The sequence below is a fragment of the Peptoniphilus faecalis genome (genome assembly GCF_012976305.1).
Classification (GTDB): domain Bacteria; phylum Bacillota; class Clostridia; order Tissierellales; family Peptoniphilaceae; genus Peptoniphilus_A; species Peptoniphilus_A faecalis.
In genome coordinates this window covers 1-16,166 of record NZ_JABDSR010000011.1, presented here as the reverse complement: position 1 = coordinate 16,166, position 16,166 = coordinate 1, and the positions used below count along the sequence as shown (strand labels likewise).

Annotated in this window: 8 protein-coding genes; 5 read left to right on the top strand and 3 right to left on the bottom strand. The window is 31.8% G+C overall.

Annotation, left to right across the window (positions count from 1 at the left end):
- Window positions 1-62: 62 nt before the first annotated feature.
- Window positions 63-5,750: a S8 family serine peptidase gene (locus HKO22_RS08190; RefSeq protein WP_169969949.1), complete on the top strand. Its 5,688-nt coding sequence runs from the start codon at window positions 63-65 to the stop codon at window positions 5,748-5,750.
- A 423-nt stretch (window positions 5,751-6,173) separates the two neighbouring features.
- On the opposite strand, the gene HKO22_RS08185 is transcribed toward HKO22_RS08190, so the two are convergent.
- Both HKO22_RS08185 and HKO22_RS08180 read right to left on the bottom strand, forming a co-directional pair.
- Window positions 6,174-7,406 carry a dicarboxylate/amino acid:cation symporter gene (locus HKO22_RS08185; RefSeq protein ID WP_169969947.1) on the bottom strand — a complete coding sequence of 411 codons (1,233 nt, stop codon included), beginning with the start codon at window positions 7,404-7,406 and terminating at the stop codon, window positions 6,174-6,176.
- Window positions 7,407-7,434: 28 nt separating this feature from the next.
- On the bottom strand, window positions 7,435-8,616 hold the full coding sequence (locus tag HKO22_RS08180; protein WP_075659472.1) for a MalY/PatB family protein: 1,182 nt from the start codon (window positions 8,614-8,616) through the stop codon (window positions 7,435-7,437).
- 159 nt (window positions 8,617-8,775) lie between these two features.
- Between HKO22_RS08180 and HKO22_RS08175 the strand changes: the two genes are divergently transcribed.
- Window positions 8,776-9,342 carry a MarR family winged helix-turn-helix transcriptional regulator gene (locus tag HKO22_RS08175; RefSeq protein ID WP_083635526.1) on the top strand — a complete coding sequence of 189 codons (567 nt, stop codon included), beginning with the start codon at window positions 8,776-8,778 and terminating at the stop codon, window positions 9,340-9,342.
- Window positions 9,343-9,742: 400 nt separating this feature from the next.
- On the opposite strand, the gene HKO22_RS08170 is transcribed toward HKO22_RS08175, so the two are convergent.
- A complete protein-coding gene (locus HKO22_RS08170; RefSeq protein WP_202968698.1) occupies window positions 9,743-11,734 on the bottom strand; it encodes a urocanate hydratase in 1,992 nt (663 codons plus the stop codon).
- 413 nt (window positions 11,735-12,147) lie between these two features.
- Here HKO22_RS08170 and hutI point away from each other — a divergent pair, with 413 nt between their 5' ends.
- The 3 genes from hutI to HKO22_RS08155 all read left to right on the top strand — a co-directional run bounded on the left by hutI (window position 12,148) and on the right by HKO22_RS08155 (window position 15,983).
- Window positions 12,148-13,413: an imidazolonepropionase gene (hutI, locus tag HKO22_RS08165; protein ID WP_169969944.1), complete on the top strand. Its 1,266-nt coding sequence runs from the start codon at window positions 12,148-12,150 to the stop codon at window positions 13,411-13,413.
- 452 nt (window positions 13,414-13,865) lie between these two features.
- Window positions 13,866-15,401, top strand: coding sequence for a Na+/H+ antiporter NhaC (gene nhaC / locus HKO22_RS08160; RefSeq protein WP_169969942.1), 1,536 nt, complete (start codon window positions 13,866-13,868; stop codon window positions 15,399-15,401).
- 54 nt (window positions 15,402-15,455) lie between these two features.
- Window positions 15,456-15,983, top strand: coding sequence for a hypothetical protein (locus HKO22_RS08155; RefSeq protein ID WP_075659468.1), 528 nt, complete (start codon window positions 15,456-15,458; stop codon window positions 15,981-15,983).
- Window positions 15,984-16,166 lie beyond the last annotated feature (183 nt).

Below are 16,166 nucleotides of genomic sequence, written 5' to 3'. Positions count from 1 at the left end.
TAAGTATAGAATTATAAAATAATATTTTATAAAAGTGAAATACTACACTTGAAGGGAGAAGTATGAAAAGTATATCAAAAAGAGCTTTAAGCTTTATTTTAGCACTTGTTTTATTTTTGGGGACTATTCCATATTCAGTTATGGCAAAGAGCCCTGAAAGCGAAGGCTCAAGTAATTCAATTAAAGAAAATTATCCTCTAGTAGAGGCATTTTTAGACGGAAAGGTAGATACTGCAAAAGATATACAGAGAAGAGTATATATATTAGAATTTGAAAAGGGCAAGAGAGATACTATAATAGCAAAACTTAATCAAATTGAAGGATTAAAGATAAAATATAATTATAATTCTCTTTTCGATGGTGTATCTGTAGAAATATCTACTGATACATTTGAAAAAGTGAAAGCAATTGATGGAATAAAAAATATCCAAGAAAATGGGACTTTTGTACCGCAAAATTTAAATGCAAGAGATATGACAAAGGTAAATGAGGCGGTAAAATATGCAGAGGAAGTTAGGAATGAAAAGCTTGACGGTCGTGGAACGGTAGTTGCGGTAATAGACTCTGGCATGGATATTAATCATCCTGCAATGAAAATAGACGATGATGCAAAGCCCCTTGTGAAAATAAAAGAAAATAAAATACAAAAGGGATTTACATTAAAAGTACCCCATGGTTTTAATTATCTCGGGGGATCCTTTGATTTAATGGAAAGAACTCCAAGAGCTCACGGGATGCACGTATCTGGTATTGTGGCTGCTAATTCAGAAGATTTTAAAGGAGTAGCACCAAATGCACAATTATTTATGTATAGAATATTTTCAGATAGAACCTTCCCAATTAAAGATAAAGAAGGAGAATGGACACAGGATTATGCACAATTCGAATATGGTGGCGACGATGCAGTCTACCATGCTATGGAAGATGCTGTAAACAATGGAGCCGATGTCATCAGTATGTCCATAGGTCAGGCAGGAAATGGCTATGTGGGAGATATTTATTACAAAGCCGTTAGAAATGCAGCAGAAAAGGGCGTTGTCGTCGTATCGGCTATTGGAAATTACAGTTCATCGGCATCAGAAGACACTTATGGTTTTTATCCAGATAATAATGCTAAATTAATCGACAACTCTGCTATGACATATATTGCATCTGTTGGCGAAGGACTTTCAGTTGGTTCTACAACTAATAATAAAGTTCCCCTAGATACTGTAAAAATTGGCGGTACAGATTTCCATCATAAATACATGGGAAGTGATGAAGACAATAAGAAATTTATAAAAAATCAGGAGTATGAATTTGTCTTTGTCGGCAATGGCAGAAAAACAGCCGTAAAGGATCTCGATTTAAAGGGAAAGGTTGCTGTTGGTCTTAGAGGTGGCGGAACTATATATGATAAGTTTGAAAATGCAGCAGAAAAGGGAGCAGTAGGATATATTCTTATAAATGCACCTATATATTATAGTAGAGATCACTACAAACAATATCCGATAATGGATTATGATACAGACAAGCTGACAATAGATAGAATCAATACATCTAAAATGTGGATTACGAGTATTGACGGCACGCAAGGAGATATCCTTAGGGAAATGATAAAAAAATCTCCGAAACAAAAAGTAGAATTTAAAGAGGAAAAAACACTGGTATCTATTAACAAAGATACAAAGATATCAGGTTTCTCGGGTTGGGGACCTAATGCAGAATTAGAATTAAAACCGGAAATAGTAGCGCCTGGTGAAAATGTCTATTCAACCTACCACAATGGGAAGTACGGACTAATGTCAGGGACATCAATGTCAACACCTCATATTGCGGGAATTTCAGCAATTCTTAAAAATAAGGTAACAGAACTTATAAATAGTGGAGCTAATTATGAGGGAGGCAGGGTAAAACTAAACAAGATTCTACTGATGAATACTGCAGAGCCTCTTATGGACACAGCAAACTCCAGCACGGAATCCTCTCCTCGTAGACAGGGTGCGGGCATGGTAAATGCCTATGATGCACTAAGGACCAATGTTTTAGTTACGCACAATGATAAAGGCTCTGTTGAACTAAAGGAGATTCAAAAAAACACTGTACAATTTAACTTAAAAATTAAAAACTATTCCAATGAAGCTCAAAAATTTCAAGTGAACTTTGGACCTGTGCTTGGAGAAACAGTAAAAGAGATGTCAAAGCCTAATATGGCAGATTCGGCGAGAAAATATAAAGATTTTGAAGATGAATTTGAGAACCATACTATTTATGAAACACGTTCAAAGGCAATAGTAGATGCAAGTATAAACTCAAATATGGAATATGTAGAGTTAAAGCCTAAGGAAGAAAAAAATATAACTGTAACATTAAATACAGGAAAATCAAAGGATGAATTTGTAGAAGGCTTTATCTATCTCGATGCCGAAAATCCAGAAAAACAACCAGGATTGTCAATTCCTTACTTTGGATATAAGGGCGATTGGAATGCAGGTAAAATCATCGATTCACCAGCATGGGAAGCAGATTCCATTTATAAATTAACGACAGTAATCGCTACAAAGGAAGCACATCACGATGATTCACAAGGTTTCATTGAGCTTGGAAAAGATGAGAATGGGAATATAGATCCTAGTAAAATTGCTTTTTCAAATAAAGGGATAAGAGCATGGGACGGAGTAGCCGCAAGGATCATTCCGTTAAGAGAAGCTAGAGATTTAGAAGTTGCAATAGTTGATAAAGATAAGAAACATGTGAGGACATTGTCCACATCTAAATATTTCAGAAAGTTTTTTGGACATTTTCCACTAGAAAATAAATGGCAATATGATAATAAATTCTTAGCGCCAAATCCACTTTTACAATGGGATGGCGAGGTATATGTAAGTAGAGATGGTCAATTTGAAGATGAAGAAGCATATCCGGGAATAATGACTCCTGCCGATGAAGGACAATACTATTTTAGAATAAGGGCTCGCGTTAAGGAAAATGCACCTTATCAAGAGTTATATATGCCTGTTAGAATTGACAATACAGGTCCTAAGATGACAATGATGCCAACCTTTGGATCAAATACAGCTAGCTTTAAAATCAACGACGAACATGGACTTGCTTTTGTTGGAGCAAGTATAGATGGAAAAATAATTCCAGTTCAAAAAATTAGTGATGATGAATATAAAATTGAAAATCTAGACGAGCATATCAATAATTTAACTAGATCTACACTGCGCATAGAGGCAATGGATACTGCAGGAAATATTATGGAAGGCTACAATGTAGACTTAAATAAAAATGTTGCAAAAAGTACAGAAGAAAGCACATCGGGTTCTCATAAAGCAGATACAAGACCAGGTGCTTTAGTCTATACGGAGCTTGACGATGATACTGAAGCTAAGTTTAGACCAGAATTATCAAAAATAATGTATAATTGGCGTGAAGTAAATTTAAGTATAAAAGATATATCAAAAATCGAAGATAAAATTTATTTTAATACAGAGTTTTTCAACATGCCTGAGGGTACTAAAGACTATAGAATGAGATTGACATCTTATAATTATGGCAAAAATGGATATAATCCAATGACAGATATTTCAGGTTTGGGAACAGGTGGAAGAGTTCCAAGTCAGCGTCTTGAAATTCAAGAAGGATTTAATATTATAAATGTCACTGTCTATAAGAAAGATAATCCTGATGAGATTTTATATAGTAGGGGACATATTATACTACTAGATAGTGAAGCACCAGAATTTAAAATAGACAAGTCAAGAATTGGAAGAGACGATTCAAATATTTTTGACTCTAGTGAGTATATATTTACAAATTCAGACACTATCACTATAAAGGGTACGGTAAGGGATTCTAATGACAATTGGTCTATGTATATTAATGGAGATAATGTAGCAAGTGCAAATTTACCGGGTATGATGGGAGATAATAAGGCGGAATTCAATCGTGAAATATCTGTACAAGATGGCGATTTAATAACATTATATGCAGAGGATAGACATCACAACAAGACTGAGAATTTAAAATATAGAGTTGCCTTTGATAATGTTCCTCCGACAATAAATGTCAAGAATCAAACATTTAATGGCAGCGATATACTTGATATTGAAATCAAGGACGATAGAAGTATAGCAGATGAAGCAAAGATTATCCTTGTAAATGGTAAGCCTTACGAAAGTGGAAGCCAGCTTTCAAAATATGGAGATGAATATATCATCCAAGTAATAGCTACCGACAGAGCGGGAAATACTTCTGAAAAGATTATTGATGCAAGCAAAAAAGAAGATAAGGAAGTTCAATTCCCTGAAATACCAGCGAAAAAAGAAGCCTTTGATTTTAGTGACTTGACCGATGCAAATGCCATCCTTCAACTTCCAAAAGGTTATAGCGCCGAAGTTTTAGAGAAAGCAAAAATTGAACAAGTAGAAGGAAATAAGCAAGTAGCAAAGGTTAAAATAAGAATAAAGAATGAAGAAAACATCTATAAGACAAGAGAATATACACTTCCTATTAAACAAGCTATTTATGAGGAAGTAGAAGGAGTTGCTTCTGGAATTAAGACAGAAGAAAATTTAAAGGCTAAAAAACGTCCAGGTCGTTATGGCGAAAAAACTTTGGATATAGCACTTAAAAAAGACAAGTTTTTAGCAGAAGAATTAAGAAAAATAGATGTATTATTTGATTTACCTGAAGGAGTAAGTGCAGAACTTGTAGAACCAATTGATGCAAATAAAGTGGGTAAAACTCTTGTAAAAGTTGAATTTACAAAAGACGGAAACACTTATAGACAAGAATATAATATTGAAATTCTTCCAATTCCTGATGCGAAATTGATCAAACTAAATGTCAATGAGGAAGAATTAAACAATATAGCCAATTTATTTGAAATACCTGAGGGAATAAAGGTTTCCTTAAAGAGCAGTGAAAATGAAGGACCGAACAAGAAGAAAATAATAGTTATAATAAGTGATAACTACGGAAATGAAGTAGAAAAAGAGTATACTCTTAATATTTTAAAAACGCCTTCGACACCTACGGAAAAACCAAGCACTCCAATAACACCTATCTCAAAAGATGAAAAATTAGATAGTGATAGTTATTATTCAGACCACACTTATTCAAGAATGAGTGGATATAGGCAACCTTCAAAGGTAAATGAAGTAAGAGCAGTTGAGAACAAAAAAACAACTAAAGAAAGTAGCAAGAAGGAGAATATTTCTGTACAATTAACGGATATAGACAATCATTGGGCGAAAGATATTATACTGAAAGCAGTCGAAAGAAAAATTGTAAGGGGTTATCCTGACAATACCTTTAGACCTGACAATCCAGCAACAAGGGCAGAATATGTATCTATTTTGAATAGAGCCTTTGATTTAGATGATGTAGCAGGAGATATCAAGTTTAAAGATGTAAATAAATCTGACTGGTACTATAAAGATGTAAAAAAACTAGTCCTAAATAATATAGTAAAGGGTAGAATGGAAGATGAATTTTCACCTAATAGTAATATAACAAGAGAAGAAGTAATTACTATGATTGTTAGATATCTAAAGATGAAAAATGTAGATATAAAATCTGGTTCTGAGATGAAATTTAAAGATGTAAATACTATTTCAGACTGGGCAATAGAAGATATGAAGATAGCATATAATCTTGGGCTTATAAAAGGCGACGAACAGGGAAGAGTACTTCCTAAAAAGCCAGCAACAAGGGCAGAAATTGTACAGATAATTAGCAATTTAGAAAAAATTCTTAAAAAATAAAAAGCCATAAACATTAAACAACTCCATATTCGATTATAAAATAAGGAGTTGTTTAAAAGCCTCTATAATATCTGTTGGAGAGTAATTTCTAACAGATATTTTTATGTAAAAAAATTGTACTTAAACTCACTAAGTCCTAAACTTAAATAACAAAAAGTTTGGAGGTGCATATAAGTGCAAAGAAAGAATTTTGAAACTCCTATTGGTTTTATTTGCAATGCTTAAAAATATATAATTTTTATTTATAGTTTAGAATTATTTTGTGTATATTTATTAATTTTTATGGTAAAAAGAGACCCGATATTATCGAGCCTCCCCCAAATTTGAAATAGAGCCAATTTTATTCCTTTTAAGACTTAGCATTAGAAATATTTATATCCAATAAATTTTTATAGAATAATAAAAATATCAAAATTGTAAAGTTTATAATTTATTATTATCATAATTTCTTGAAAACCAGTCTTTGCCATCAACAAGCCTTGCAATTACCATTGCCAAGCCAGTGTCTCCTGTAACATTTATTACTGTTGCTGGAGCATCAGTTATAGTTCCAATTAGTACCATAATTGGTATTGCTGATTGTGGAAATCCAAAAGCTGATATAATAAATATTTCTGCGACGTAACCTCCAGCGGGGATTCCTCCCATTACAATGGATGCAATAACAGCTACTAGTATTGATAAAAATATGTTTTCAACTGTAACAAAATTAACATCAAATAATGAACACAGAAATGCAACTTTTAAAATTTGTATAATACAGGCTCCGTCTTTATGAAGGTTAGCTCCTAGTGGAACGACTAAATCTGCTATCTCATCAGGGATTCCAAGTTGTTTTGCTTGATTTAAATTTGAAGGTAATGTTGCTGCTGATGAACAAGTTCCAAGTGCGGTTAATGTTGGTGTAATTCCAGTTTTCCACCATGCCTTGACTCCCTCAGAACCAGCTCCAATATAGGCATATAATGTTTGAGAAATTATATAATAAATAACAACAACTATTGAATAAATTAATATAGCCTTCGCCATAGGACCAATTAAATTTGACCCATTTTCTCCTATTAAGATTGCAAAATATGAACCTAATCCTATTGGAGCTATTTTCATTACAATGCTTATAAATTGCGAAATCATTTCCGTTGCATCATCAAATAAGGCAATAATGTTTTTTCCTCTATCTCCAGAACGTATTAATGAAAAAGATAAAATTACTGAAAATACAATTAAAGCCATTAAATTATTTTTTGAAAAAAGCAGAGGAAAATCATTAACGGTAAACATTGATAATACGTTAAATGAAGCGTTTAATTCAATGTCATTTTGAGTTAATGAAATTTCAGCATTTCCAATAGGATCTATAAACATCATTGGAAGAACCATTGACAAACAAGCACATATTCCTGTAATGAATACACCGATAATAAAATAGACTAGTATTTTTTTTAATTTAGACATATCTGTCATCTTTGCAATTGAAGTTGTCAAAGAAAAAAAGATAAGAGGGACTACACTTACATATAATAAATTAAGAAAAATGTCAGCAAATGGCTGTAAGAATTTTATCTCTGGACCAACAAAATATCCAATAACACCTCCAAACACCATTGAAAAAAGTAAAATTAACGAAGAACCATATACACTCCATATTTTTTTCATTTTTTATCTCCTAAAATCTAACTAAATATTATTTTTTTGTATTTATTGCAACTTGAAGGCTTTCAAGTGCTTTCTCAAGGGTAGAACGAGGACAAGCAATATTAAAACGTTGAAATTTCTCAGACTCAACTCCAAAAATTTTTCCTGAATCTAGCCATAATTTAGCATCGTTAATTATAATGTCATCTAATTCATCTGCAGTAAAATTATAGTTTGAAAAGTCAACCCATAATAAGTAAGTTCCCTCAGGCTCAATTAAATTTGCCATAGGTAGTTTTTCTTTAATAAATTTTCTAAAATAATTTAAATTATCTTCTAAATAATCTAATAACTCTAAATACCATTCTTCACCCTTTTTATAACAAGCAATTAATGCCACTTGACCCATAAGAGAACCTTGACTGTAACCTGTTTTAGCTTTTTCTTTGCGAAATTTCATCCTTAAATTTTCGTTGGGAATAATTATATTAGAAGGTTGAAATCCTGCAATGTTGAAAGTTTTTGAAGGAGATGTCATTAAAACAATTATTTCCTTATATTTATCGTCTAAATTAAATACCGAAGTAAATTTATTTCCCTTGTATATTAAATCACAATGGATTTCATCAGATAGAACAACAACTTTATGTTTATAACAGATATCAAGTAATTTTGTTAATTCATCCCTATTCCAAACTCTACCCACAGGATTGTGAGGGTTGCATAAAATAAACATCTTAACATTATTATCTATAATTTTTTCTTCAAAATCCTTAAAATCAATTTTATACTTATTATTTTCCAGTATTAATTGATTGTTAACAAACAGTCTATCGTTGTCTTCTATACATTCTCTAAAAGGATAGTACACAGGTTGTTGGATAATAACAGAATCACCTTTATTTGTAAACGATTTTACAGCAGTTGCAATTCCGTATACAATGCCACAACCAAGTGTAACGGTATTAGGGTCAACAGTATAATTATGATATTTTTTAAACCAATAATTAAGAGCTTCAAAATATTCTTCATCTGGGTCTGTATATCCAAAAATTCCGTGAGAGATTCTTTTATGTAGATCATCTAAAACAACACTAGGAAGTTTGAAATCCATATCAGCAACCCACAGAGGCAATAAATCATCTCTTCCTTTTCTTTGAATGCCAAAATCATATTTTAATGAACTGGTTCCTCTTCTATCAATTATTTCGTCAAAATTATATTTTTTCATATAAACCTCCTTATAATAGTTTAGTTAATAAACTATACTATGATTCATTTTAACAACTTTTTTTATTTTGTCAATGCTTATTTTCTTTTTCTTGACTTTTATTTATATCCATGTTAAATTACTTAAATGTCCTTATAATATTTAGAAAGTAGGCAATTTATGGATAATGATAAATTTAATGAATTACTAAAAATATTATTTAATAATATTTCTGACATTAAATCTAAAGGGTTTGAATTTAGTGAAATTAGCGTTAATGAAGTTTTTCACTCTATAAATAATGTCTATTCAGAAATGTATAAATTTGTTCTTTTATATAATGATTATATATTTTCAACTCATTCTTACGGAGTAGATATTAAATTTTCAATGATAGAAGTTCATACTTTGACATATATTGAAGATAATCCTGGAATTACTTCTACAGAATTAGTTGAATATTGGCATAAGAGTAAAAGTTCTATTTCTCAAATATTAAAACGATTGGAAGAACACAAGCTTATTAGAAAAGAAGCATCCGTTAAAAACAAACGCTTTAAATTATTATATGTTACAGAAAAAGGAAAAAAGGTTAATGAAGAACATAGAAAATTTGATATAGTTGATGTTTCTAAAACATTAAATAGTTTGCAAGAAAAAGTTAGTAAAGATGATATTTCATCTTTTTTTAAAGTAATTAATGCGTATAACGAAGTTATTTTAAAAGATTTTGAAATTAATAATTAAAATTTTAGCGTATATTTTATATGGAATTACTAAATATAAAAGACTATTATAAAATAGTTTGGAGTAGTGTTGTACAATAGATAACCCTATTGTGTAATCACTTTTTTATTAAATGAGACTTTGAAATAGTTTATGTGTGAAAACTCATATTAAAATAATATCATATATTTCTGCATTAAAGTTTATTTTTAATTATATTATATTATGTAGTTAACTGGTGTGAAATAATTTATGGCAATTATGTTTTTTAGTTTATTTTATTTATTTGTCTGTAAGTATTGTTATTAAAAGAGGCTCTATAATATCTGTTAGAGATTTACTCCCAAACAGATATTATAGAGCCTAAAAAAATGAAAAAAGCCCTGCTTTCCATGATATGCAGGGCAATTTTTATTCAAACTTAGTCAATGTCAAGTGCGTCAACAGCATTGTCAATTAATTCATCTTTTACAAGATAAGGAATTGTAATGTGTCCGTATTTATTGTCTTCATTAAATTCTTTAGTTACTTCAATTGCGTGTTCGTTTCTAGCCCAGTTACGTCTAGCAACGCCACTCATTACATCCCAAGTAAGTGAAAGTTTGATGATTTCGTCAACCATTTCAGATCCGTCAAGTACTAGACCAAATCCACCATTGATTGATTTACCAATACCAACTCCACCACCGTTGTGAAGAGCAACAAGTGACATACCTCTAGCACAGTTTCCTGCGAAACATTGAGTAGCCATATCAGCCATTACGTTAGAACCGTCTTTGATATTAGAAGTTTCTCTAAATGGAGAGTCTGTACCAGATACATCGTGGTGGTCACGACCCATCATAACAGGACCAATTTTTCCTTCTCTAACAAGTTCATTGAATTTAAGAGCAATGTCAACTCTGCCCTTAGCATCTTGGTAAAGGATTCTTGCTTGAGTTCCAACTACTAATTGGTTCTTTTCAGCATCTCTAATCCAGATATAGTTATCCATATCTTGATATCTTCTGTCTTTATCTATACATTCCATTGCAGCGTGGTCAGTTGCAATTAAGTCTTCGTGTTTACCACTTAGGCAAACCCATCTAAATGGTCCATATCCATAGTCAAATAGAAGTGGTCCCATAATGTCTTCTACATAAGAAGGCCAAATAAATCCGTCTTTGTCGTCTTTACCATTCTTTGAAATTTCTTTAACTCCAGAATCGTAAATAGCTTTTAAGAAAGAGTTACCATAGTCAAAGAAGTAAGTTCCCTTAGCAGTAAGATTTTTAATAACTTCAAAGTGTTCTTTAAGAGTTTTATCGACAAGTTTGTGGAATTTATCAATATCAGTTCTTAATAATTCAGTTCTTTCTTCAAAAGTAATACCTACTGGGCAATATCCACCATTGTATACATTGTGGCAAGAAGTTTGGTCAGAAAGTAGGTCAATGTGGATGTTATTTTTATCCATATAGTGAAGAAGATCAACAATATTTCCGTGGAAGGCAATTGAAAGGGGTTCTTTCTTTTCAAGAGCGTCTTTAGCAAGTTTGCAAGCTTCTTCAGGAGATTCAGCAAGTTTTTTAATCCATCCTTGTTCAAGTCTAGTTTCTATTCTTGAGATATCAACTTCAGCGATGATGGAAACAGCGCCAGCGATGTCTCCAGCTTTACCTTGAGCACCACTCATTCCACCGAGTCCAGATGAAACGAATAATTTTCCAGCTAGGTTATCTTTTTCGCTTAGACCTAATTTTAGTCTACCAGCGTTTAGGATAGTGTTGTAAGTTCCGTGGACAATACCTTGTGGTCCAATGTACATCCAACCACCAGCAGTCATTTGTCCGTAGTTAGCAACTCCCATTTCTTCTGCAATTTCCCAATCTTCAAGATTGTCATATTCGCCAACCATAAGTCCATTAGTGATTATAACTCTTGGAGAATTTTTTCTTGATTTAAATAGTCCAAGGGGATGTCCAGATTCCATTACAAGAGTTTCATCATCATGCATAATTTCAAGATATTGCTTGATTAAGTTGTATTGCATCCAGTCGTGACAAACTGAACCAGTTTCTCCGTAAGTTACAAGTTCATATGGATAAAGGGCAACATCAAAGTCTAGGTTATTATCAATCATTACTTGGAAAGCTTTTCCAGCTAAGCAATTTCCCTTATATTCGTCAATTGGTTTGCCGTAAATTCTTCCTTCTGGTCTGAATCTGTATCCATAGATTCTTCCTCTAGTAGTAAGTTCTTCTAAAAATTCGGGAATTAGTTCTTCGTGATATTCTTCTGGGATATATCTTAGAGCATTTCTAAGGGCAATTTTAGTTTGTGCCTTTGAAAGTCTAAATCCCCTATCAGGAGCTCTCCTAATTCCTTGTTCAAAAGATTTTTTTTCTGGAAGATTCGTAATTTGTACCTTCATGATCTTTTGAACTTCTGCATTATGATTATTTATCACTTTTATCAACCTCCATTTATAAGCCATTATAAATTAAAATTTTTAAAAAGTAAATACATAGGGAAATTAATTTCCTAAAAAAATAAAAATTTTTAGTAATACTAATTAAAATAGAGAAATTTACTATTTTAAAGCAAATGGAGCAACTAAAAATCAGATTATCGATTGATAAGTTTATCAAACTAAATTAAAAATAAAACCTTTGCAAAAAAAGTCCAAAAGAAAGAAAATTAATTCATCATAAAATTATAATAAAAACATCGATATAGAAATATCTTAAATATTAAAACTTATAAAATTAAAAATACAGTTTTTCTTTATTTTAAAATTAACTAGGGTATAATAAAAATACGATGTTTGAAAAATAAGGAGGATTTATGAAAGCGGATAAATTATTAATTAATCTAAACCAAGTTTTTTCACCTAAAGATATTGGAAGACCTTTAAGAGGCGAAGAAATGAATGAAGCGGATATTTTAGAAAATGCTTATATTGCAATTAAAGACGGAAAAATTTTAGAAATTGGCGAAGGTAAGGGTTACGAAAAGCTAAAAGACGACAATACGGAAATAATTGATCTTACAGGAAAAGTTGCAACTCCAGGTCTTATTGATGCTCATACTCACCTAGTCTATGGTGGAAGTCGTGAAAATGAATTTGCAATGAAACTCAATGGAATGGAATATCTTGAAATTCTTGAAGCAGGTGGAGGGATTCTTTCTACGCTAAAGGCAACTGAATCTGCAAGTTTTGATGAACTTTATGATAAGACTAGAGATTTACTTGAACATATGCTAGTTCATGGTGTAACTACTGTTGAAGCAAAAAGCGGATATGGGATTACTCTTGAAACTGAGCTTAAAGAACTTGAAGTTCTTGAAAAGCTAAACAAAGACTTTCCAGTAGAACTTGTAAGAACTTTTATGGCAGCTCACGTAATCCACGAAAAATACAAAGACAATTCTGATGAATATGTTGATGTTGTAATAGACATGATGCCAGAAATTGCAAAAAGAAATCTTGCCGAGTTTTGTGATGTATTTTGCGAAAAGGGAGTATTCACTGCCGAGCAATCTGAAAGAATTTTAGAAGCTGCAAAAAAACAAGGCTTCAAATTAAGAATTCACTCTGATGAAATTGAAAATATTGGTGGAGTAGATGTTGCAGCAAAAGTTGGAGCAGTTTCTGCAGAACATTTAATGGTGGTAGATGAAGAAGAAATTGAAACACTTTCTAAGGCAAATGTAATTGGAAACTTACTTCCGGGAACAACTTTCTCACTAATGCTTGACACTTATGCACCTGCAAGAAAAATGCTCGAGAAGGGAATGGCTATTACACTTTGTACAGACTCAAACCCAGGATCTTGTCCAACAGCAAATTTACAATTCATTATGCAACTTGGCTGTCTTGAAATGAAATTAACACCAATTGAAGTATTTAACGCAGTAACTATTAATGCTGCATATTCAGTTGACAGAGCAAAGACTATTGGATCTTTTGACAAGGGCAAGAGAGCAAATATAACAATTTTTGATGCTCACAACATAGACTACACGCTTTACTTCTTTGCAACAAATTTATGCAAACAAGTTTATGTAGATGGAGAACTTGTAGTTGAAGATAGAAAATTAGTTAAATAATTTTTGCAAAGCTATGATTTATAAAATGCAGGTGGAAAATTCTACTTGCATTTTATTTAATTGTAAAAACTTTATCTTTAATGAAGGGGAAGAATTAAATAAATTTACAAAAAACACTTTAGACTCTTATTTTCTTAAAGGGTTTTTTGTAAATTCAATTATTTAATGCTATTAATTAAATAATTATGGGACTTGCGATAAAATAAATTTTCACAAGAAAGATTATTACCCATGATAATGAGTTATCATGTAACGATATTAATAAATTGTATTTTTTCTTGTAATTCTGTCATTTTTAAAATTAATTGATTGACTTGTTTATTACTCAGAGTTAAAATTTACTCAGAAAACATTTTCAAAGATACAAAAATTTTTAAAATTGTATCCTAAGCATATTAGAAAAATTTATGTAAAGTTAATATGCTTAAATGATATGTCGAGGAGGTAATTATATGAAGAACGACGGTCAAAGGACTGTTAGACTACCTAGTCTTGTTGAAGCATTTTTGCCGATCATTACAATGGTTTGTTTAATGGTATATGTTTTCAACTTTAGTGACGAAAAATATGACGCAGCTCATATGCCACTAATAATTGCAATCTGTGTTGCATGTGCAGTTGGAGCAGCATGTGGACACAGCTTTTCTGAAATGTTAGAAGGAATGATCGAAAGACTTACAGCTACTCTTGAAGCAATTTTAATTTTACTTACAGTAGGTCTTTTAATTTCAGCTTTCATGATTTCAGGAACAATCCCAGCAGTTATTTATTATGGATTGAGATTACTTACACCACAATTATTTTTGCCTATAGGTTGTATACTTATAGCAATTGTTTCACTAGCTTGTGGTTCATCATGGACAGCAACAGGTACAATTGGTATCGCATTTATGACAATAGGAGTTGGTCTTGGAATCAAACCTGCACTTACAGCAGGTATGGTAATTTCTGGAGCCTATGTTGGAGATAAATTCTCTCCATTATCTGATACTACAAACCTTGCAGCTGGTGTTTCAAATACTGGATTATTTGATCACGTAACGGCAATGGTTTCTACTACAGGACCCGTATTTTTAATTTCACTTATTATTTATGCAATTCTCGGTTCAAGAATTAATGTTGTAAATTATGATCCTACAATTGCACAAGGTATAGAAGAAGCACTTGCAGCTAATTTCAATTTAAATCCACTTGTACTTCTACCAATAGTCGTAATTGTTGTAGTATGTATCCTAAGAGTTCCTGGACTTCCTGGAGTTCTTATCTCAGTTGTAACAGGTGTATTATTTGCAGTTATTTTCCAAGGACAACATAATGTTGCAGATATTTTTAGTATTCTTCACTATGGACCATCTATTGAAACGGGAAACGAATTTGTAGATAAGGCTCTTGCTAAGGGTGGTATGGACAATCAAATGTGGACAATTAACCTAATTTTACTTGCAGTATCCTTTGGTGGTGCTCTTGAAAGATGTGGTACTGTTGAAAGAATCTTTGGAAATATTAAACACAAGATTCACTCTGTTGGAGGACTTGTTTTAGCAACAATGCTTACATCAATTTTCTGTGATGCAGCAATGTGTGACCAATTTTTAGGAATTGGAGTGCCTGCTCCACTTTATGATGACAAATATGACGAACTTGGACTTGCAAGAAATATGCTTTCAAGAACACTTGAAGATGCCGGTACACTTTGGGCTTGTATGTTCCCATGGACAGCTTGCGGAGCTTATCAAAGCGGTGTACTTGGAATGAATCCATTTGTATATTTCCCATATGCATTTGTTAATCTATTAAACCCTATTTATGCTTGCATAACTGCATTTATGGGCAAAAATATATTCTGGGCTGACGGTGCTTACACAAATTTATTTGGCAAAACTGTTATGAAGAAAGCTGCTGCAGCTCCTGAAGAAGCACATAAATATGCTGTTTCTCAACTTGAAAAATTAAGGACTGAGGGAAAAGCACCAAAGGTTACAGCTTAATTGACGATAAAAAATTAACAAATTAAAAATTTTAAAAGAGAAAGAAGTGATTATGTGTCAGATATAAAACTACCTTGGGATGATGACAGCGAAGCAATTAAATATGTATATGTTAATCCTAGAAAAAGCTTTTCTGAAAAATATGCCTACATAATCACTTCTATTTTGATTTTGTTGGGTATTTTTACAAAGTACAAACTTACAATTGTCCTTGCAGGACTCCTTCTCTTATCTTTACTGACTAAAAGATATGTGGCAGCAAGTGCCAAAGGTCTGGAAATGTATACGGATATGAAGATTACAAAGACCTACAATGTCTGGGATTGGTCAGAGATTGAAGCAATTACTTATGAGAAAAAACCTGAGCAGCCCAAGCTTACACTTTTGTATTTCACAAAGGGAGATATTACAAAAAGATTTTTCTTTACTGAAGAAGACAAAGAAAGAGTTTTTGAAGTAGCTCGCAAGCACAATAAAAAGATAAAAATTTACGATGCTTGGGAATACAAACAAAATCTCAAGAAATTTAAAAAAGAAATGAAAATTTCCAATAGAATAGGTCGCAAAAATAAAAAGAAATGACTTTTATTTTTTGAATATTTAATTTTTTAAAGACGAGAGCAAATCTTGTCTTTTTTTGGTTCTTTGTCAAATAGTGTTGGTGAATAAAAATTAATGATATATGGTTTATGTCTTATGGCTTAAACCATATATTTTTTTATGGTAAAAACATAAAAAAATTCTTAATCTAAAATTATCAAAAGA